Origin of the sequence: Halococcus agarilyticus (assembly GCF_000334895.1) — an archaeon.
GTDB lineage: Archaea > Halobacteriota > Halobacteria > Halobacteriales > Halococcaceae > Halococcus > Halococcus agarilyticus.
In genome coordinates this window covers 58,828-79,075 of the sequence record NZ_BAFM01000016.1, presented here as the reverse complement: position 1 = coordinate 79,075, position 20,248 = coordinate 58,828, and the positions used below count along the sequence as shown (strand labels likewise).

Below are 20,248 nucleotides of genomic sequence, written 5' to 3'. Positions count from 1 at the left end.
CACCAGCTCGTCCTCGGAGGCCTCCTCTTCCTGTTCGGTCTCGGTCTCTTGGGTCTCTTCCTCGCGGTTGATTCGGGTCGTTGTGTCGCTCATGATCGTGTTGGTGGGGTCTGAAGCGGTTGGCTGCTGGGGATGGTTCGTGGACGATCCCAGAACTCGGTGCTTAACCAATCGTTAGTCCGTAAAGCACTTAAATCTGTCGGAGATCGGTGGCTGAGAACGACCGTCTCACACCTCCAACGACGCCGAAATCGCGCACCTCAAAAGCCTTGGCATATCGATGGTTTTTGGAGGGGTGATCCACCCGAGCGTTCGGGCCTCGGCGCGGTCGTGTGGCGCTTTCGAGTTGATTGCGCCAACGGCCAACCATCGTCACTGGACGATCACCGTTCCTGCCCGGATCGGTCGCTTCGACGGCTCCGAATCAGTCCCACGTGACCCAGGTGAGGAAGACGACGCCAGCGAATTCGAGGGCGCGAAGGGTCAACATCGCCTGCTGGGCGATAGTGGGGACGAAACTCGGATCGGTGACCCACGCCGTGAGACCCTCGAAGTTGAAGACGAAGAAAACGATCGACAGCGCGTTCTCCGCCAGAAGCAACACGGCGAACACCAACAGTCCGAGCGTATGCTTCGAGCGGAAGCGGTAGAAGTTCCGTCCCCAGACGTACCCCAGACCGAGGAGGAGGAGCACGTTGAGCGCGCTGAGTACGCGCATCGCGTCGATCAGGACGGCCATCTACTTCCACCTACCCTGCACGGCCGGATATACTCTTTCCCAATTCATGCCATACTCACTCCACCTGGTCGATGATTTTCTCGACGGTATCCCAGTGATGGCGCGCCTGGTCGGTCGGCAGATAGATCGCGCCGTAGTCGTCGCCGCTGTCCTCGAGCACGCCGTTGTCCTCGAGCACGTCGAGGTGGTGTCTGACGGTTTTGTAGTCGAGCTCGAGGTCCTCCGCCAGCTGGTTCGCGTTTCGCGGTCGCTCGTCGAGGGCTCGGAGGATGCGCACGCGGTTCGTGCCGCCGCGAGTACCCGTCAGCACGTACCACAGGACGGCCTCCATCGAGCGGGACTGACACACCCACCCCTTGTAAGCGCACCGCCTGCGCCCGGCGTTTCACACCGTGAACAAGTTATCTCCCGTGGGGATCGCAAACAACCCGATCCGTGCGCCGGCGTCGAGCCACGCGTGGCCGTACGAAAACGCCGCGAGCGCGTTCACTGGATCGCCCGTCTCGCGGAAGTGACGGCCGTCGTCGAGGTAGGACTGTGCCATCTCTCGGTACTCGGCCGCGGATTCGGCCAGTGGGGTTCCGTCCGGCGGCGCGACGCTCGCCGCGTCGAGCGCGTCGGCGAGCAGTCGTTCGTAGCGGTCGGTCTTCTCGTCGAGATCGGCGGGCATACCGTCGGAAGCGCCGGCGGCGACCTAAGCGCTTCCGTCGCCGATCGTCCCGCCGTTCCGATCGGAGGTCAGTCGGTTTCCTTCCACTCTCCGGGTTCGGCCTTCTCGAACTCGCCCTTCGAGTGGCGTTCGCGCGGCCAGAACGCGGTCGCGATCACGGCGGCGTAGAACGCGCCCACGATACCGAAGACGACGGACCCCGGCACCGATCCCACTCCGGCCGTTTCGAGCACCGGTCGGGTCGAGAAGGCCGTGAGCTTGAACAGCCACGCGGCGAGCATGAGGCACAGGAAGGGAAGGTAGATCCGGCGGAGCCGACGTGCGAGCGCTTCGGTGTAGGGTGTCTTGATCGTCGGATTTCGGTAGTCCTCGCTGAGTTCGCGCCGCCAGTCACGGTGCTCGACGCCCTGGGATGGATCGAGCGTGTTCGCAAAGAGGTTCTCCTGGAGCAGCCGTGCCCGGGCTCGATACACGTCGTATGCCTGATAGCGTCGGGCTTCGATCGCGAGGAACATCGTGATGACCACCATCCCGGTGAGGAGGATCACGTGATTGCCCTCGGTCGAGAAGGCATACACCAGAATGGCGGCGATGATGGTCACCGCCCAGTTGATCGTCTCGTCGAGGCGGCCGCGCCACGTCGTGACCACGCTCATCTCGCCGCGGTAGAAATGCGCCACGACCGATCCCAACCCCGTGCTCTTCGAGACCATCTCGCGGCCGATCTCGCGCTCCTCGCGTGCCTCCGGATCGAACTCGTCCCAGTTCCTGTCACTTTCTCCCATGGCTGTCGGGAGATTCGCCGTGCGTTCGTAAAACCACGCCGCCTGCGTACACGCCACGGAACCGTCGAGCGCGCCGATACCGTCCGCTCGGCAGCGTTCGACGGGTCGTCGATCTCGGAGCACAAGGTAGTTATCCGCCGATCGCCAATCACGGACATGACCGGGAACCCGGAGCCGGAGCACCACCGGCTCGTCGTCGCGGGGTCGGGCATCGCTGGATTGACCGCGGCGATCTATGCTGCACGATCGAACAACGCGCCCCTCGTGCTCGAAGGCGACGAACCCGGCGGCCAGCTCACCCTCACCACCGACGTCGCGAACTACCCGGGCTTTCCCGAGGGGATCGGCGGTCCGGAACTGGTGAACGACATGAGAGAGCAGGCGAAACGGTTCGGCGCGGAAGTCCGTCACGGCGTGATCGAGCGCGTCGACGATTCGGACCGCCCCTTCGAGCTCGAACTCGCCGACGGCACGCGCCTCACCGCCGACGCCGTGATCGCCGCGAGCGGTGCGAGCGCGCGGACCCTTGGAGTTCCGGGCGAGGACGAGTTGATGGGCTACGGCGTCTCGACGTGTGCGACCTGTGACGGAGCCTTCTTTCGGGACCGGGAGATGATCGTGGTCGGCGGCGGCGACGCCGCGATGGAGGAGGCCACCTTCCTCACGAAGTTCGCCTCGAAAGTGTACGTCGTCCACCGACGTGAGGCGTTCCGGGCGGAGGACTACTGGATCGACCGGCTCGAAGAGCACGTCGCGGCCGGCGAGATCGAGGTCGTTCGGAACACTGAACTCACCGAGATTCGGGGATCACCTGAAGAGGGCATCGAGGGCGCATCGCTCGTCCGTCACCCCGAAGGCCATCCCACGGAGCGGCTCGACGACCCCCAGACCGAATCCTTCGAGATGGACGTCGGTGCGGTCTTCCTCGCCATCGGCCACACGCCGAACACCGGCTATCTCGAGGGGACCGGGGTCGAGATGGACGACGCAGGCTACCTCGACACCCGGGGCGGCGCTGGCGGCGGTCAGACCAGGACGGGCGTGCCGGGCATCTTCGGCGCGGGCGACGTGGTCGACTACCACTACCAGCAGGCCGTGACCGCCGGGGGGATGGGCTGCAAAGCGGCGCTCGACGCCGACGACTACCTCGAAACGCTCGACGAGGAGCCCGCGACCGACGCCGAGGCGGCGCTCGCCGAGTCCGACGACTGATTCTCAGAGGTACTCGAAGGCAGTATCGCCGACATCGAACGCGGCGCGGTCGTGGGACCACTCGAAGGTGGCCGGATCGTCGAGGTTCTCGAAGTAGCGCACGATCTCCGTGCCGACGTTCTCGCCGTAGAGGCGCGGCCCCGACCCGAGGCGGTCGCGGGTGGCGTCGTCGGTGAACGCGTACTCGACGAGTTCGGCCATCGATTCGCCGGATACGGGCGGAACTAGCAGATTGGTGTTGGCGTCCATCACCGTCTCGGGGCGGTCGGTGTTGAACCGGGCGGTGAGACACCGCGTCTCCCGGATGTGGTTGAGCTCCTCCTGGACGCTGCCGGAGTCGGTGAGCGCCGCGAAACACTGCCCGGAGCGGAAGAACTCGTAGACGTGGGCGTGCCTCTTCCAGAGCCCCGTAAAGAGGAAGTTGTCGTTGTCGGCGGCGAGGCGCTCGATCTTCTCGCGGAGCCCGTACTCGTCGAGCGCGGTACCCGTCGCGTGCAGTTCCACGAAGTTGACGTTGTAGCCCGCCTCGACCAGACGGATCACACAGTCCACGATCGCGCGGAACCGATCGGGGAGGAGGTTCGCGCGGCGGTGGACGTCCACCCGTAGCCAGTCGTCGCGCGTCTCCAATGCGGGGTAGACGTCGAAGATCGACTCCCCGCCTCCGGTATCGGCCTTCAGCTCGATGGCGTCCACGACCGAATTTCCGACCACCGGGATGCGCTCGTCGTCGCCGACGGCGGCGGGGTAGCCCTCGCGCGTGAGGTGGTCGCGGTTCAGATCGACCGGCGCGAAGTGATAGAGACAGGCCGCCGAGCCGACGAACGTGTCGTACTGCTCGGGGAACGGTTCGGAACGATCGAGCGACCACTCGCCCTCCCACTGATCGCGGACGAACGCGGCGGCGTCCACGTCGTCGGCGGTGTAGGCATCGAACGACGGAGCCATCCCCCGAAGACCTGCCTCGTTGTGGGCGGCGTACTGGTTGGTGGCGAACGCCCACGCCTGGGGAACGACGCCGGCAGCGTGTGTGTCGCCGTGAACGAGGGGAAGTATCGTCGTCTCGGGGTAGTGTTCGTCGAGGTGGGCGGCGATCTCGGCGACGCGAGTCGTGACCTGGGCCGTCTTCTCGGAGAGGCCGCCGCGCACGCCGAGATCCACCGCGATCGCGTCGTCGATGCCGTACTCCACGAGGCCGTGTCCGAGAACGTCGTCGTAGTGTTGCCCGGTATGGAGGACGAAACACGGGAACCCGCGGTCACGGGCGGCAGCGACGACGGGAGCCTGCTTGTAGAAATCGGGCTTGGTCGCCGTCACCACCGCGAGGGCGAGGTCGGCGTCGCCCCCGTCGAGTGTTGCATCGAGTCGGTCCTCGTGGATCCGAAGCCCAGCCATTCCGTGGCCGTTCCTGCGTCGCCAGCTTATACGTTCCCTTCCGATCCCGGCAGCCCTGTCGGCGCTTTCGGTGCTGCGGACGCGGACGGAACGCTCAACCCTCGACGGTGTACGAAAGAACGATACCGTCGTCGAGTCGTTCGGCGTCGGCCAGCGCGAGCTCCGGAAACGCCTCGACGAACCCCTCGCCGTCGGCGAGCGTCGGCGCGTCGCGTCCGCCGACGAGCAGCGAGCCGACGTACACGGAGAGTTCGTCGACCACCCCAGCTTCGAACGCCGAGAAGAGGACTTCGCCACCGCCCTCGATCAGCAGCCGGTCGATTCCTTCCGAGCCGAGCTCGTCGAGTCCTGCGGCGAGATCGACGCGCTCCACGCCGGCCTCGACGAGGTGTGCGCCGGCCTCGTGGAGCGCGTCGCGTCGGTCGTCGGGCGCGTCCGCGCCGACCAGGAGGTGAGTCTCGCTCTCGTCGTCGAGCACGCGGGCGTCGGTCGGCGTCCGGGCACGGGTGTCGATCACCACCCGTGCCGGGTGCTCGGGATCGCCGCGCTCGCGCCGCTCGGCACGCAGGTCGGGGTCCTCGACGGTGAGGTGGGGATCGTCGGCGAGAACGGTGCCGATCCCGACGGCGACCGCGTCGCAGTCCGCCCGGATCCCGTCGACCCGCGCGAAGTCCTCGGGCCCGCTGATCCGGACCTGGTCGCGCCGGCGCGAGGAGAGCTTGCCGTCGGCGCTCATCGCCGCGTTCACTACGACGTGCATGTCCGATTCACCGACTCGCTCGGGAAAGCCGCTTTCGGTGAGGTGGCGCGACGGAGCGAAGAACCCGGACCGGGGCCGAGGAACGACGCGCACTAACCTGCGCTATTTCCTGCCGGCGATCGTCGTTCTCGTCACGTCCTCGGTGAACACCTCCTCGTCCCGTTCGCGCAGTCGAGAACGCAGGTCGCGCTCGAACGCTTCCCGCTCCTCGCCGAACGTCTCGGGCGAGCAGTACGAGAGCGAGAAGACGTAGCCGACGACCCCGTCGATCGTCCACTCGCGCTCGGATTCGAAGACAGCGGTTTCGACGTCGGTGAACCCGTGTGCCGCGAGCAGTTCGTCCCACGGGTCGTCGTACTCGATCGGGCCGGTTCGCTCGGGCAGGTCGTCGAGATACTCGTCGGCAAGTGCGTACACGTCGTCCTGCCACGCCTCGGTGCCTCGGGTGACCCACTCCTCGTCACCGAGAAGCGCGACGCCGCCACCAGGTTCGGTCGTGGCGTACAGCGAATCGAGCGTTTTCTCCTGGTCCATCCAGTGAAAGGATCGCCCCATCGTCGTGAGTCGAAACGGTCCCAGCTCGGGTCGCAGATCGGCGTCCGAACCGACGATCCACTCGACGTTCTCCCTGCCGGCCGCTGCGGCCCGCTTTTCGGCCTCTCGGACCATTGCTTCGTTCGGGTCCATCCCCACGACTTCGCCCGCGTGCGCCGCGATCGGGACGGTGATCTGGCCCGCCCCACAGCCCAGATCGAGGACGCGAGCCGCCTCGTCTAGGTCGAATCGCTCACACAGGTACTCGATCACGTCGTCGCCGTACCCGGGTCGGTAGGCGGCGTAGTACGCCTCGGTGCTCGCGAACGGGCTCGGATCGGTTTCGGACATCGGTGGTCGTGACTACACGGTAGACGGCGCGAACCCTTTTAGTTCGTTCCGCTCGAAGCACACGTGATGGCTCTCGACGACCATGCCGAGGAGCTCGCCTCCGCCCTCGGCGTTGACAAAGAGGAGGTCGAAGCCGATCTCGAAAAGCTGGTCGAGTACAGCGTGCCGATCGACGAGGCCAAGGACAGCCTCCGGCGGAAGTACGGCGACGGCGGCGGTGGCGGCGAGCCGTCGGCGAAGGAACTCGCCGAGGTCTCGACGGCCGATTCCGCGGTCACCGTTCGTGGGGTAGTGCTCACCGTCGGCAAGCGCTCGATCCGGTATCAGGGCGACGACCTCGTGATCCGCGAGGGCGAACTCGCCGACGAATCCGGGAAGATCTCCTACACCGCGTGGGAGGAGTTCGATCTCGCGCCAGGCGACACGGTCGAGATCGTCGGCGTGGGCGTCCGCGAGTGGGAAGGGAGTCCGGAGCTCAATCTCGGCTCCGAGACCACCGTCGAAACCGACGACGAGCCGCTCGACGTGCCGTACGACGTCGGCGGCGACACCCACCTCTCCGAGCTCGCGCCCGGCGATCGCGGCGTCGCGCTCGAAATCCGAGTCGCGGAGGTCGAACGCAAGACCATCGACGGCCGTGACGGCGAGACCGAGATCTTGAGCGGCGTGTTCGCCGACGAGACGGGGCGATTGCCGTTCACCGACTGGGACCCCCACGGCGAGATCGAGGAGGGCGCGTCGGTCGGGATCGAGAACGCCTACGTCCGGGAGTTCCGCGGGGTACCATCGGTGAACGTCTCGGAGTTTTCGACCGTGAACGCGCTCGATCACGGGGTCGAGACCGGTGACGGCGCACCCCGAATGTCCGTCCGCGAGGCGGTCGCCACCGAGGGGCTGTTCGATGTCGAAGTGGCAGGGAACGTGCTTGAGGTCCGAGATGGCTCGGGGCTGATCCAGCGGTGTCCCGAGTGCGGGCGCGTGGTCCAGAAGGGCCAGTGTCGCTCGCACGGCGACGTCGACGGCGAGGACGACCTTCGGGTGAAGGCGATCGTGGACGATGGCACCGACTCGCTGACCGCGGTGCTCGGGACCGACCTCACTGCCGACGTGTACGGCGGCGGGATCGAGGTGGCGCGCGAGGCCGCCCGCGACGCGATGGATCAAGAAGTGGTCGCCGACGACATCCGTGAGTCGATCGTCGGCCGGGAGTTCCGCGTTCGGGGAACGCTGTCGGTCGACGACTACGGCGCGAACCTCGAAGCCACGAACTTCACGGCGTGCGACGACGATCCCACCGACCGAGCCCACGAGCTGCTCGATGGGGCCGAGGGTGCGGCGACCGACGAGACAGCAGCCGACGGTGGGACGATCGACGGCGTGTCCTCCGACGGGACGACGGATGACGGGGCGGGCGAACCCCGACGGGGAGACGAATGAGCACCCGTCCACAGCGCGAGACCGCCTACCGGGTGTTCGCCGCCGAGTTCGACGACACGGACCTCTCGTACGCCGAGAGCGACGAGGAGCGCGCGCCGAACTACGTCGTGACGCCGACCGGCGCGCGGGTCAACCGCCTCTTTGTGGTGGGTGTCCTGACCGAGATCGAATCGGTGAACGAGGAGCAGCTCCGTGCGCGAGTGGTCGATCCGACCGGCGCGTTCGTCGTGTATGCTGGCCAGTACCAGCCCGAGGCGCTCTCCTTCCTCGAACGCACCGATCCGCCCGCGTTCGTCGCCGTCACCGGCAAGGCCAGGACTTTCCAGCCCGAGGACTCCGATCGAGTGTTCACCTCGATCCGTCCCGAATCGCTCGCCGCGGTCGACGCCGCGACCCGGGATCGCTGGTCGGTCGCGGCCGCCGAACGAACCGTCGAGCGCACCGAAACGATGCGCGACGCACTCGACCGCGACGAGCGGGGTGACGCGCTCCACGAGGCGCTCGAAGCCGAGGGCGTCGAAGCGAGTCTCGCCGCAGGGGTTCCGCGAGCGATCGAACACTACGGGACGACGCCGACGTACATCGATTCGGTACGGGAGATGGCGCTCGACACGGCACGGGTGGTCGCGGGCGAGCGCGAGGAGGTCGAATCGCTCGACGTCGCCCCCGACGCGGGCGATGCGCCCGAACCCAGTGGGACCGACCACGGCGAGACCGACCGCGATACCGCCGATCCCGACACCGCCGACGCGGCCGACCGTGACGCAGCCGATCGCGGCGAACCGGCAGCCGAGACGTCGGACGACGACGCTGCTATCGAAGTCGAGTCGACGCCGACGGCGGACGATTCCGCCGAATCCCCGGCCGATTCGGGGACCGACACGACGACCGTACCGGGCGACGAAGGCGAGTCCACTACCGAAACCGACGAGCCAGCCACCGCGGAAGCGACGACCGGGCCGGGCCAGGCGTCGGAGTCAGACCCCGCGACCGACGCGGACCGAGCGACGGACGAAGACGAGACCGACGCCAGTGGGACGCCAACCGAATCGTCCACCGAGGACGCCGAGCCGATTAGCGAAGCGGACGAAGCAGAAACGAGCGTCGACGACGCCGACAGCGGAACGGGCGAGGAGGCCGCTGCCGACGTCGATCTCGACGATCCCGAGTCGTTCGAACTCGACGACGAGGTGCGCGAGGAGGTCGAGGCGGAGTACGGCACTGACTTCGAGAGCGCCGCGGAGGTCGACGGGCCTGGCGAGGCCGACATCGAGACGCCGGACCCCCCGGAAACGGGTGAGGAAACCGAAGCGTCCGACGGGATCGACGGCGCGGCGGGTGAGACCGGCGACCTAACCGATACCGACGAACCCGAATCGCCAGGGAAGGACACGGCCGGCGCTGACTCCGGTGAAAGTGCTGAAGCCGACGAATCTGCCGAAACCGACCCGGACGAGACGGACGGTACCGAAACCGAAGGGGGCGACGCCGACGGCGACACCGATCCGGAGTCGGCGGTCGTCGCGGCGATGCGCGACCTCGACGACGGCGACGGCGCGGACCGCGAGGCGGTCGTCGAACGCGTTGTCGACGAACACGGCCTCACTCCCGAGGAAGCCGACGACGGCATCCAAGACGCGCTGATGAGCGGCGAGTGTTACGAGCCCGACGACGACACGCTCAAACCCATCTGATGGATCGGGCCGCATCGGCGGGCGTCGAGCCCGTGCCCGGCGAACCCGCTGCCGTGATCGAGAGCGAGGACGAACGCGCGCTCTGTGTGGCCGACTACCACGCCGGGCTCGAAGCCGGACTCGGCCGGCAGGGTGTCGAACTTCCGAGTCAGTCCCGCGAGCGCCGCGAACACCTCCTCTCGTTGCTCGATACGACGGATGCCGACCGAGTCGTGTTTCTCGGCGACCTCGCCCACGCCATCGGCGGCGCACGGGGAGCCGAGCGCGACGAACTCACGACGCTGTTCGCCGCGCTCGATGATCTGGTATCGGTGACGGTCGTGAAAGGGAATCACGACGGTGAGATCGAGTCGCTGGCCGACGACGCCGGGATCGAGATCGACGTGACGCCGCCTGACGGAATCCGGTTCGGGAGCGTGGGACTCGCCCACGGCCACACGTGGCCGAGCAGGGACGTGCTTGACTGCGAGGTGATCTGTGTCGGCCACGAACATCCGACCGTCCGGCTGGAGGACGAGGTCGGCGGGAGCCGAGCCGAGCGCGCGTGGCTCCGCGGCCGACTCGTCCCGGAGCCATTCTGTGAACACTACGACGACGAGCTTGCGATCGACGCCGAACTCGTGGTCTTCCCGGCGTTCAACGACCTCTCGGGCGGGACGTGGGTGAACGTGCCCGGCCAGGCGTTCCTCGCTCCGTTCTTGCCGGATGGAATCGCCGAGGGCGAAGCGTACCTGCTCGACGGGACGCGACTCGGGAGCTACGAGCGCGTTTGACCGGCGAACCGCCACGTCGTTCCGATCGCCACCGCCACGCACCCGGCGACGACGAGCACGGCGGCCGCCATCGGTGTTTCGCCGCTCGGAACTCCACCGGCGTTCAGCGCCTGCAGCCCCACGCCGATCAGCAGGGTAGTGCTGCCAACGAGCGTCGCTACGCTGTACCAGAACCGGCGACGGGCGATGACGTCCGCGAGCGACTGGGCGAACAGCAGGCCGCCGGTGCCGAGGAGCGCGATCCACGAAACGAGCGTGAGGTTCACAGTCACGACACACGTGGCTGCAACAAAAACATTCGGCCACGAACACCATCGTTTTGTCCCCGCCGGTCGGCGACGAGAGCATGACTTCGATGGACGACGCGGGAACCGCCGTCCGCCGGACGGACGACGCGACCCTCGACGATCTCCAGGGCGTCACGCTGCTCGAGGACGAGCGCGTGCGCTACGACCTCCAGCCCGCGTGGTCGAACTGGGCGGACGTCCTCGCGCTGGGGACGGTGTTGCTCCCGGTGTTCGGTCTCGGCCTGGTGCTCTACGCGATGGCCTGGCTCGAACGCCGCCACACCCGCTACGTCGTGACCGACCAGCGGCTCATCGCTCAGTACGGTGTGCTCTCGGTCCGAACGACCGAGTACCGGATCGCGGCGCTCAGGGCAATCTACACCGAGACAGGACTGATCGAACGGCTCCGCGGTCTGGGAACCGTCGCGTTCCGGACCGATAGCAGTTCGATGCTGAGCTTTTCGGGGATCCCGAACTACGAGGCGGTCGCCGACGCGGTGCGGGAACGGCAGCGCGCGTTCGAAAACTGATCGGTCCCACCGGCCCGCCGATCCTGCCGAAACGTCGGCGAGACGGAGTCCTTAATCGGTTCGCGCTCCTTCCGTATTCAATGGCAGACAGCGAGGCCGCCGGCCCTGCGGCGGCCTTCACGCATCTCGGGAGCGCGGTCAGGACGGCGCTCTCAGAACGCGGGTTCGAGACGCCGACCGAGCCACAGCGCAAGGCGATCCCGCCGCTCGCCGCCGGTCGAGACGGGCTCGTGATCGCGCCGACGGGCACCGGGAAAACCGAGACCGCGATGCTCCCGGTGTTCGATGCCGTCGCCGACACCGATCGATTCGGCATCTCGGTGCTCTACATCACGCCGCTCAGGGCACTCAACCGCGACATGCGCGACCGGCTCGACTGGTGGGGCGACCAGCTCGATCTGGACATCGACGTGCGCCACGGCGACACCACCCAGTACCAGCGACAAAAGCAGGCGAACGATCCGCCGGACGTGCTCGTGACGACGCCCGAGACGCTCCAGGCGATGCTCACGGGCGAAAAACTCCGGAAAGCCCTTTCCGACGTTTCGCACGTCGTCATCGACGAAGTTCACGAACTCGCGGCGTCGAAGCGCGGCGCGCAGTTGACGATCGGGCTCGAACGGCTCCGTGAGCTCGCAAACGCGTTCCAGCGGATCGGGCTCTCGGCGACCGTCGGCGATCCCGGCGAAGTGGGGAAGTTCCTCACCGGCGATCGTGGCTGCGAGCTGATCGAAGTCGATGTCGGCAGCCGACTCGATGTCCGGGTGCGCGAGCCCCACGTCACCGACGAGGACGAGCGGCTCGCGGGCGAGCTCGCCACCGAACCCCCGCTTGCGAGCCACGTCCGCGCAATCGCTGATCTCGTCGCCGACAACGAGTCGACACTGATCTTCGTCAACACCCGCCAGACCGCCGAAGCGCTCGGCTCGCGGTGCAACGCGCTCGATCTCCCCATCGGCGTCCACCACGGCTCGCTCTCGAAAGAGGCCCGGATCGAGGTCGAGGACGCGTTCAAAGCCGGCGAGCTCGACGGGTTGTTGTGCACGTCCTCGATGGAACTCGGGATCGACGTGGGGCGGGTCGATCACGTCATTCAGTACCAGAGTCCCCGCGAGGTCGCCCGCCTCCTGCAACGGGTGGGACGGGCGGGCCACCGCGCCGATCGGCTCTCCTCGGGGACCGTTCTCACGACGCGGCCGGACGACACGCTCGAAGCGCTCGCGATCTGCCGGCGCGCCCACGAGGGGCTGGTCGAACCCGCCGAGATCCACCACGGCAGCCTCGACACGGTGGCGAACCAGATCGCGGGGCTCGTGATGGATTTCGGTGAGATCAGCGCCCGACGGGCCTACGAAATCGTCACGCGGGCCTACCCGTTCCGGGACCTCGGTGAGGAGCGGTTCCGCGAGGTGGTCCGCGAGCTCGACGGGAACCGGATTCTCTGGCTCGACGAGGAGGCCGACCGGCTCGAAAAATCCGGCGGCACGTGGCAGTATTTCTACGCGAACCTCTCGATGATCCCCGACGAGGAGACCTACACGGTCGCGGACATGGCCTCCGGGCGAACCATCGGTACGCTTGACGAGCGGTTCGTGGTCAACTTCGCGGGGCCGGGCGAGGTGTTCATCCAGCAGGGTGAGATGTGGCGGATCGCGGAGGTCGACGACGAGGAGAGCGAGGTGAAAGTCAGCCCGATCGAGGACCCTGCGGGCGAAGTGCCCTCGTGGACCGGCCAGGAGATACCAGTCCCGAAACCGGTCGCGGGCGAGGTCGGTGCGATCCGCGGGCGGGCGGGCGAGTCGTTCGCTGGCGGCGCGTCGCGGGAATCGGTAGCGCGCGATCTCGTCGAGCGCTACCCGACCGACGAGTACACCGCGAACGAGGCGCTCGGTCCGATCGAGCGCCACGCCGAGACCGACGCCCCGATACCGACCGACGACCGGATCGTGGTCGAGTTCGAAAACCGCGACGCGGTGGTGAACGCCGCGTTCGGCCACACCGTGAACGAGACACTGGGGCGGGTGCTGTCGGCGCTGCTCGGCCAGCAGACCGGCTCGTCGGTCGGGATGGAGATCGATCCCTACCGGATCGAACTCGACGTTCCTCGGGGGGTGGCGGGTCGGGACATCGTCGAAATCCTCGAAGACACCGATCCCACACACGTCGAGGGGATCATCGAACTCAGCCTCAAGAACTCCGACGCGCTGAAGTTCAAACTCGCCCAGGTCGCGGCGACGTTCGGCGCGCTCAAATCGTGGCAGGGCAACGAGCGCTTCGGCCGGGATCGGCTCCTCGCCGCGCTCGAAGGGACCCCTGTCTACGACGAGGCCGTCCGCGAGGTGTTCCACGAGGATCTGGCGGTCGGGGCCGCCGGCGAGATCCTCGCGGCGATTCAGAACGGCGAGATCACAGTCGAAATCCACGGCGGACGCACACCCATCGGAATCGACGGCCGATCGTCGGGTACGGAACTGCTCGCGCCGGAAAACGCCGACGCGAGCGTGATCGAGACGATCCGCGAGCGGATCCGGGAGGATCGGATGCGCCTGCTCTGTCTGCACTGTGAGGAGTGGGAGCGCACCCAGGAGGTCGGCCGAATCCCCGATCAGCCCGAATGTCCGCTGTGTGGTTCGACCCGGATCGCGGCGCTCAACCCGTGGGCCGAGGAGGTCGTTGCGGCGGTTCGGGCCGACGAGAAGGACGACGAGCAGGAAAAACAGACTCAGCGAGCGCACCAGGCCGCGACGCTCGTCCAGAGCCACGGCAAGCAGGCCGTGATCGCCCTCGCCGCCCGCGGGGTCGGGCCGCACAACGCTGCGCGGATCATCGCCAAGCTCCGCGAGAACGAGGACGACTTTTACCGCGATATTCTGGCCCAGGAGCGTCAGTACGCTCGTACCCAGTCGTTCTGGGACTGATGGGGAGGCGATGTATCCCTGGACGATCCTCCGTGGTCACGTACTGCGACCCCATCCGTTTCGCAACTGTTATTGTTCGATTCGGACATGATCTGGTATGGCCGATCTGCCGCCCCGTCGGTGGCTCGTGCGGGGGCTCCTCGGGGCGATCGTGGTCTCGCTGTTGCTGTTCAGCGGCGTGTTGACGCTCTCGTACGAGGAGCCGACGCTCGAAACCGACGTCACCGAATCCGCGCCGGAGGGCGATACGGTGGTCGCCAGCCAGGGCTGGAACGCGCGCAACGTGTCGCTGCCCGGCCGTCCGGCCCGACTCGTCTCGGTCAACCAATCCGGTGCCGTCGAGTGGACACACGACGGACCGAACGGCACCGACAACTGGTTTTACGATGTCGACCCGCTGCCGAACGGCAACCTGCTGGTCGTGAACCCGATCCAGGGCAATACGGTGGTCTACGAGTACGATCCCCGTACTCAGAAACGGGTCTGGACCGAGCGGTTCGATCTCGTCGACATCCACGACGTCGATCTCATCAACGGCGACGAACTCCTCGTCGCGGGTATCAACTACGACGAGGACCGTCCGAGCCGGGATCGGGTGTTCGTCTACAACCGCACCACTGACGACGTGACGTGGAAGTGGCTGTTCAAGAATCACTATCCCGCCGACGCGGACAAGGGGGTCCGAACCGAGGACTGGACCCACGTCAACGACGTCGATGCGGTCCGCGACGGCGAGTTCCTCGTCTCGGTCCGTAACATGGACCAGGTGATCTCGATCAACCGCTCGACGAAGGACATCGAACTGCGCCTCGGGGCGGACGACGATCACGAGACGCTGTACGAACAGCACAACCCGACCTACCTCGAAAGCGAGAACGGGACGCCCACGATCCTCGTGGCGGATTCGGAGAACGACCGGATCGTGGAGTACGCCCGCGTCGGCGGGCCGCCGGGCGAGGGTAAGTGGAAACGCACCTGGACCCTGACCGGCGATCTGAACTGGCCGCGCGACGCCGACCGCCTTCCGAACGGCAACACGCTCGTGGTTGACTCGATGAACCACCGGGTGATCGAGGTCACGCCGGCCGGTGAAGTGGTCTGGGAGATGGACGCGCCGTGGGCGACCTACGACGCCGAGCGGGTCGCCCACGGCGACGAACCGGGCGGACCGACCATCACCGACCAGCACGCCTCGGGGAACGTCACGCTCCACGGCGGGAGCGAGACGGGCGTCGCCGGCGCGCCGACGATCCCGAGCGTCGTCAGGGGTGTGGTCGCGAAGACGCCGCTACCGGCCGGAATCACGGGTCTCGCCGAGAGCTGGCGGCGGGTCTCGCCGTGGTTCAAGCCGACGTGGATGCCGATCTGGGCGTTCTCGATCGTGGTGGTCTGCCTGGGCGTCCTGTTGATCTGGGGCGTCGGCGAGGGTGTCTATCAGCGCCGGCGCATCCAGCGGCGGGTCGCGGGGTCGCTCGGAAACGTCCGCTACCGGCTGGAACGCGGTCGGTGACACTGAGCTGGCGCGATACCGACCGTCGACGACAGCATCTCGTCGTCCCCGATCGATTGCCCGAGAAAGTTTTTACCCTCTCTGCCAGTAGTCCGCGTATGAGCAAGCCGGACATCCAGGAGTGCGTCGAGTGCGTCGCGCCGGCCGACGCGTTCGCGCTCGTCGGGAACGAGACCCGACTCGGGATCCTCGAAGCGCTCTGGCGCGCCGACGAGGAGCCCGTGCGGTTTTCGACGCTCAACGACGCGGTCGGCATGCGTGACAGCGCACAGTTCAACTATCATCTGGGAAAGCTCACCGACCAGTACGTCCGGAAGACCGACGACGGCTACGAGCTCCGGAACGCCGGCGCGAAGGTCGTTCGGGCGGTGCTCGCGGGGTCGTTCAACGAACACCCACGGCTCGAACCGTTCGCGATCGACGACGGCTGCACCCGATGTGGCGAACCGCTCGTCGCGAGCTACACAGACGAGATGCTGGCGCTCGACTGTCCGGAGTGTGGCCGCGCCCACGGCGAATACTCCTTCCCACCCGGCGGGCTCCACGACCGCACGAACGAGGAGGTGCTCGACGCGTTCGACCAGCGGGTGCGCCACCTCCACTGTCTCGCCAAGGACGGCGTCTGTCCCGAGTGCAGCGGCCGAATGAGGACGACGATCTCGAAGGAGGGCGAGTGCTGTCTCGGGGTCGGGCTCCGCGCGGATCACGTCTGCGAGCAGTGCGATCACAGCCTCTGCTCGGCGATCGGGCTGAGTCTGCTCGATCGCTCGCCCGTCGTGGCCTTCTACCGGGATCACGGGATCGATCTCGGCGCGACGCCGTACTGGCGACTCGACTGGTGTGTGAGCGACGATCATACGACTGTGTGCTCGACCGATCCGTGGGAGCTCGGGATCGATATCGCGCTCGGCGACGAACGCCTCCGCGCGACCCTCGACGAGGACCTCGCGCTCGTCGATACTCGACGCACCGACGCGTAGTCGCCACGGCCCGATTCTGGCTTCGCGGTGTGTTCGACCTCAATCGCTACTGAAATCGAGTTCAGTAATCGTCGTTACAGAAATGATTTTCAGATTATACTTATCGGGGTGGGGGCCGTGTTGCTACCTGTATGAGGCGACGAACCACTCGGCACGGACGGACCGGGGAACCGCGACTGGACAGACCGATCGGCTGGGGCGAGCTGGCGGTCGTGGGCGGAGCGGCGCTGCTCGTCCCGGCGGTGCTGTGGGCGATCACCTACCCGCTGCTCGCGGCGGGTGTCGGCACACTCGCGGTCGGCGCGTACGTGCTGGCGCGGATCGGAGCGCGACTCGTTCGGGAACGGGGCGGCGGGACGGACGAAACGATCGAAATGGACGAAACGAGCGAAACCGGCAGTGCGAGCGGCCAGGCAGCCGACTGAAACGGCGAGCCGATCTCACTCGAAGGTCGGCTCGACGGACTCGCGTGCGGCCGCGAAGTGCTCTTCGGTAATGGAGATCTCGTCGGCGTGAGTCTCGGCCTCCTCGGGGTCGTACGCACCCGCGACCTCGCGGATCGCGCGCATCGAGGCCGCCCGGCAGAGCGCCTCGATGTCAGCTCCCGAGAAGCCCACGAGATCGGGGGCGAGCGCGTCGAGATCGACGTCGTCGGCGACCGGCTTCTCGCGGGTGTGGACGTCGAGGATCGCGCGCCTCGCGGCCTCGTCGGGTGCGGGGACCTCGACGTGGGACTCGATTCTCCCTGGACGGAGGAGCGCGGGATCGATCGCGTCCCGGCGGTTGGTGGCGGCGAGCACCATCAGGTTCGGGTTCTCGGCGAGCCCGTCGATCTCGGTCAGGAGCTGGGAGACCACGCGCTCGGTGACCTCGTGTTTCTCGCCGCGCCCGCCGGCGATCGCGTCGATCTCGTCGAAGAAGACGATCGCGGGCGCGGCCTGGCGCGCTCGGTCGAACACCTCCCGGACCGCTTTCTCGCTCTCCCCCACGTAGCGATCGAGGATCTCGGGCCCCGCGACCGAGATGAAGTTGACGTCGCTCTCGCCGGCCAGCGCGCGAGCGAGCATCGTCTTTCCTGTTCCGGGCGGTCCATAGAGCAACACACCGGCTGGCGGATCGGTCGCGGCCGCTTCGAACAGCGCACCGTACGAGAGCGGCCACTCGACCGCCTCAGTGAGGGTGGATTTCGCGGCGTCGAGCCCGCCCACGTCGTCGAACCCCACGTCAGGAGTTTCGGCGACGTACTCGCGCATCGCCGAGGGGTCGACCGCGGCCATCGCGCGCTCGAAATCCGCCCGGGTGACGTCGAGTTCGTCGCGGTCGTCGCGCTTGCGGAGCGCGGCCATCGCGGCCTCGACCGCGAGCGATTCGAGGTCCGCGCCGACGAATCCGTGTGTTCGCCCGGCGAGCCGATCGAGCGAGACGTCCTCGGCCAGCGGCATCGAGCGGGTGTGGACGTCGAGGATTTCGCGCCGGCCCGCCTCGCCGGGCACGCCGATCTCGATCTCGCGGTCGAACCGCCCGCCCCGCCGGAGCGCGGGATCGATCGCGTCGACTCGATTGGTCGCGCCGATCACGACCACCCGGCCGCGATCCTCCAGCCCGTCCATCAGCGTCAGCAGCTGGGCCACCACCCGGGTCTCCATGTCGGCGTCGTCGCCGCGCGCGCCGCCGATCGAGTCGATCTCGTCGATGAAGACGACGGCGGGTTCGTTCACGGCCGCGGCGTCGAACGCCTCGCGGAGCTTCTCCTCGGATTCGCCCTTGTACTTCGAGACGATTTCCGGCCCCGAAATCGTCGAGAAGTGGGCGTCGACCTCACCCGCGACCGCCCGCGCGATCAGCGTCTTCCCCGTTCCGGGCGGACCGTAGAGCAGGACCCCGGAGGGGGGATCGATCCCCAGCTCCTGGAACAGCTCGGGCTCCGAGAGCGGGAGTTCGATCATCTCCCGGACCTGGTCGAGCTCGTCGTCGAGCCCGCCGATGTCCTCGTAGGCCACACGGGGTGCGCCGTCACCGCCGGTCGCCTCGGTCGCGGGAGCCGTTCCCGCGTCACCGGTGGTTCCCGTCCGGGCGGGCTCGCTCGACGCCGTGCTCTCGGTGTGGGTCGTGACCTGCGTTTCGTTGGTGACGCGGACGGTCCCCTCCGGTTGGGTGGCGGCGATCGAGAAGGCCGTCGGCCCGAGCCGCTCGATCCGGAAGTGTTCGCCCGCCTTGATCGGTCGATCGAGCAGCGCGCGCTTGACGAGCGCGGCGAGATCGTCCGCGGTCCCGGCGTCGACCGAACCCGGGACGTCGACCGTGATCCGGTCGGCGTCCGCGACCGAAACCGGCTGTACACGGACAGTATCGCCGACGTTCACGCCGGCGTTCGTCCGTGTGTCGGCGTCGACCCGGACCGCGTCGCCCGCGAGATCACCGCCGGCGGGCCAGACCTTCGCCACCGTGGCACGTTCGCCGACGATCACTACGGTGTCGCCGCTGAGAACGCCCAACGCGCGCCGGGCGGGTTCGGGGAGCCGCGCCACCCCCCGCCCCGCGTCGCGTTTCCGTGCGCCAGTCACCGTGAGTTCGACGCCATCGTCGTCCGCACCGGACATACGACGGCTTGTGGACCGACCGTCTTCAGCGTTCCCACCCGGAGTAACGTATTTCATTGTCGGCGACCGAAATCCGGACATGGTGGTCGAAACCGAGCGCGACGGCACGACGTGGTACGAGTGCGAGGAGTGCGGGCTCATGTTCGACGACACCGAGGACGCGACACAGCACGAGTCGAACTGCGACGCCGAGGACCCGAGCTACATCCAGTGAATCGGGGTCACGGGCGTCGATCGTTCGGAGACACCGCCCCGACGGCCGGGTGACGGCCCGCCCGCAAACGATCCATCACCTGTATTTTCAGACACAATACTTAATCGGAACCGTCGCATAGCGTAGGTATGGCAGAAAAGAACATCGACGAAGGCGAACTCGACCGTGCGGAAGCCGCAGACCGCCTCCGCGAGATCGCGGACGATCTCGAATCGGACGAGGAGTTCGACGTCGACATCGGGAACAAGACGATCACGCTCCGCCCGACATCGGTCATCGGGTTCGAGGTCGGGGCTCGCGAGAGTTCCTCGATCCTCCGGGGGAGCCGCGAGTCGGTGACGATCAAGATGGACTGGAGGCCGGACTGATGGCGGTTCTCGACAGCGTCGTCTTCTTTCTCCTCAGCTTGATCCTCGGCACGATCGGCATCTACGCCGGGGTTCGACTCGTCGCCGATCGGGACGTCGGGTACGTCAACGCCGCGATCACGGCCCTGATCGGCGCGCTGGTGTGGGGGCTGGTGAGCTTCTTCGTCGGCTGGATCCCGCTTCTCGGGCCGCTGCTGATGCTCGTCATCTGGGTCGGCGTCATCAACTGGCGCTATCCCGGCGGGTGGGTCGCCGCGGCCGGGATCGGCCTCGTCGCGTGGATCGTGGTCCTCGTCGTGGCGTACGTGCTCGCGACGGTCGGGTTCGTCACGCCGGACGCGCTCGGCATCCCCGGGGTCTGAACCGTCCGAGCTCGCTCCTTCGGATCGTCTCGCAACTTCTCGGTCTCTTGCCATCCGCTTAGCGCCCAGCTACCAGTTGGACTGTGGCCCGGTCCGATCGAACGTATCTCGAACTATGTGAGTCGCGAC

21 protein-coding genes are annotated in these 20,248 nt (G+C 67.2%); 12 read left to right on the top strand and 9 right to left on the bottom strand.

Annotation, left to right across the window (positions count from 1 at the left end):
- Positions 1–424: 424 nt before the first annotated feature.
- The 4 genes from TX76_RS13275 to TX76_RS13260 form a co-directional block, all read right to left on the bottom strand.
- Complete coding sequence (locus tag TX76_RS13275) at positions 425–739, bottom strand: hypothetical protein (RefSeq protein WP_049903004.1); 315 nt, start codon at positions 737–739, stop codon at positions 425–427.
- A 55-nt stretch (positions 740–794) separates the two neighbouring features.
- Complete coding sequence (locus TX76_RS13270) at positions 795–1,070, bottom strand: ArsR/SmtB family transcription factor (RefSeq protein ID WP_049903002.1); 276 nt, start codon at positions 1,068–1,070, stop codon at positions 795–797.
- Between the two features lie 54 nt (positions 1,071–1,124).
- A complete protein-coding gene (locus TX76_RS13265) occupies positions 1,125–1,409 on the bottom strand; it encodes a DUF357 domain-containing protein (protein WP_049903000.1) in 285 nt (94 codons plus the stop codon).
- A 68-nt stretch (positions 1,410–1,477) separates the two neighbouring features.
- Complete coding sequence (locus TX76_RS13260) at positions 1,478–2,194, bottom strand: DUF2270 domain-containing protein (RefSeq protein WP_049903012.1); 717 nt, start codon at positions 2,192–2,194, stop codon at positions 1,478–1,480.
- A 156-nt stretch (positions 2,195–2,350) separates the two neighbouring features.
- On the opposite strand from TX76_RS13260, the gene TX76_RS13255 reads away from it, so the two are divergent.
- Positions 2,351–3,406, top strand: coding sequence for an NAD(P)/FAD-dependent oxidoreductase (locus TX76_RS13255; RefSeq protein ID WP_049902998.1), 1,056 nt, complete (start codon positions 2,351–2,353; stop codon positions 3,404–3,406).
- A 3-nt stretch (positions 3,407–3,409) separates the two neighbouring features.
- Here the strand turns inward: TX76_RS13255 and TX76_RS13250 are convergent, their stop codons facing one another.
- The 3 genes from TX76_RS13250 to TX76_RS13240 form a co-directional block, all read right to left on the bottom strand.
- On the bottom strand, positions 3,410–4,801 hold the full coding sequence (locus tag TX76_RS13250; RefSeq protein ID WP_049902995.1) for a UDP-N-acetylglucosamine 2-epimerase: 1,392 nt from the start codon (positions 4,799–4,801) through the stop codon (positions 3,410–3,412).
- A 94-nt stretch (positions 4,802–4,895) separates the two neighbouring features.
- Positions 4,896–5,561 carry a 2,5-diamino-6-(ribosylamino)-4(3H)-pyrimidinone 5'-phosphate reductase gene (locus TX76_RS13245; protein ID WP_049902994.1) on the bottom strand — a complete coding sequence of 222 codons (666 nt, stop codon included), beginning with the start codon at positions 5,559–5,561 and terminating at the stop codon, positions 4,896–4,898.
- A gap of 102 nt (positions 5,562–5,663) precedes the next feature.
- Positions 5,664–6,446: a class I SAM-dependent methyltransferase gene (locus TX76_RS13240; protein WP_228842376.1), complete on the bottom strand. Its 783-nt coding sequence runs from the start codon at positions 6,444–6,446 to the stop codon at positions 5,664–5,666.
- A gap of 66 nt (positions 6,447–6,512) precedes the next feature.
- Here TX76_RS13240 and TX76_RS13235 point away from each other — a divergent pair, with 66 nt between their 5' ends.
- From TX76_RS13235 to TX76_RS13225, 3 genes are read left to right on the top strand one after another with little or no spacing between them, the layout of a single operon-like run.
- Positions 6,513–7,883, top strand: coding sequence for a Single-stranded DNA binding protein (locus TX76_RS13235; RefSeq protein WP_049902993.1), 1,371 nt, complete (start codon positions 6,513–6,515; stop codon positions 7,881–7,883).
- Positions 7,880–9,577: a hypothetical protein gene (locus TX76_RS13230; RefSeq protein ID WP_049902992.1), complete on the top strand. Its 1,698-nt coding sequence runs from the start codon at positions 7,880–7,882 to the stop codon at positions 9,575–9,577. The genes TX76_RS13235 and TX76_RS13230 overlap by 4 nt, the downstream gene beginning before the upstream one ends.
- A complete protein-coding gene (locus TX76_RS13225) occupies positions 9,577–10,350 on the top strand; it encodes a metallophosphoesterase (protein WP_049902991.1) in 774 nt (257 codons plus the stop codon). The genes TX76_RS13230 and TX76_RS13225 overlap by 1 nt, the downstream gene beginning before the upstream one ends.
- Here TX76_RS13225 and TX76_RS13220 read toward each other — a convergent pair.
- Positions 10,335–10,616, bottom strand: coding sequence for a hypothetical protein (locus tag TX76_RS13220; RefSeq protein WP_049902989.1), 282 nt, complete (start codon positions 10,614–10,616; stop codon positions 10,335–10,337). The two genes, TX76_RS13225 and TX76_RS13220, sit on opposite strands and share 16 nt — an antisense overlap.
- Before the next feature lie 80 nt (positions 10,617–10,696).
- Here TX76_RS13220 and TX76_RS13215 point away from each other — a divergent pair, with 80 nt between their 5' ends.
- The 5 genes from TX76_RS13215 to TX76_RS13195 all read left to right on the top strand — a co-directional run bounded on the left by TX76_RS13215 (position 10,697) and on the right by TX76_RS13195 (position 17,000).
- Positions 10,697–11,167: a PH domain-containing protein gene (locus TX76_RS13215; protein WP_049902987.1), complete on the top strand. Its 471-nt coding sequence runs from the start codon at positions 10,697–10,699 to the stop codon at positions 11,165–11,167.
- 80 nt (positions 11,168–11,247) lie between these two features.
- Complete coding sequence (locus tag TX76_RS13210) at positions 11,248–14,085, top strand: DEAD/DEAH box helicase (protein WP_049902985.1); 2,838 nt, start codon at positions 11,248–11,250, stop codon at positions 14,083–14,085.
- A gap of 97 nt (positions 14,086–14,182) precedes the next feature.
- On the top strand, positions 14,183–15,595 hold the full coding sequence (locus tag TX76_RS13205; RefSeq protein ID WP_049902984.1) for an aryl-sulfate sulfotransferase: 1,413 nt from the start codon (positions 14,183–14,185) through the stop codon (positions 15,593–15,595).
- 98 nt (positions 15,596–15,693) lie between these two features.
- On the top strand, positions 15,694–16,575 hold the full coding sequence (locus tag TX76_RS13200; protein WP_049902983.1) for a DUF7351 domain-containing protein: 882 nt from the start codon (positions 15,694–15,696) through the stop codon (positions 16,573–16,575).
- A 131-nt stretch (positions 16,576–16,706) separates the two neighbouring features.
- On the top strand, positions 16,707–17,000 hold the full coding sequence (locus TX76_RS13195; RefSeq protein WP_228842375.1) for a hypothetical protein: 294 nt from the start codon (positions 16,707–16,709) through the stop codon (positions 16,998–17,000).
- A gap of 15 nt (positions 17,001–17,015) precedes the next feature.
- Here TX76_RS13195 and TX76_RS13190 read toward each other — a convergent pair whose 3' ends face one another.
- Complete coding sequence (locus tag TX76_RS13190) at positions 17,016–19,175, bottom strand: AAA family ATPase (protein WP_049902982.1); 2,160 nt, start codon at positions 19,173–19,175, stop codon at positions 17,016–17,018.
- A gap of 79 nt (positions 19,176–19,254) precedes the next feature.
- Here TX76_RS13190 and TX76_RS18525 point away from each other — a divergent pair, with 79 nt between their 5' ends.
- The 3 genes from TX76_RS18525 (at position 19,255) to TX76_RS13175 (ending at position 20,119) form a co-directional block, all read left to right on the top strand.
- Positions 19,255–19,389: a DUF7128 family protein gene (locus TX76_RS18525; RefSeq protein ID WP_006076243.1), complete on the top strand. Its 135-nt coding sequence runs from the start codon at positions 19,255–19,257 to the stop codon at positions 19,387–19,389.
- A gap of 128 nt (positions 19,390–19,517) precedes the next feature.
- Complete coding sequence (locus tag TX76_RS13180) at positions 19,518–19,757, top strand: amphi-Trp domain-containing protein (protein WP_049902981.1); 240 nt, start codon at positions 19,518–19,520, stop codon at positions 19,755–19,757.
- Positions 19,757–20,119 (top strand): hypothetical protein, encoded by a 363-nt coding sequence (locus TX76_RS13175; protein ID WP_049902980.1) that lies wholly within the window; start codon positions 19,757–19,759, stop codon positions 20,117–20,119. The genes TX76_RS13180 and TX76_RS13175 overlap by 1 nt, the downstream gene beginning before the upstream one ends.
- Positions 20,120–20,248 lie beyond the last annotated feature (129 nt).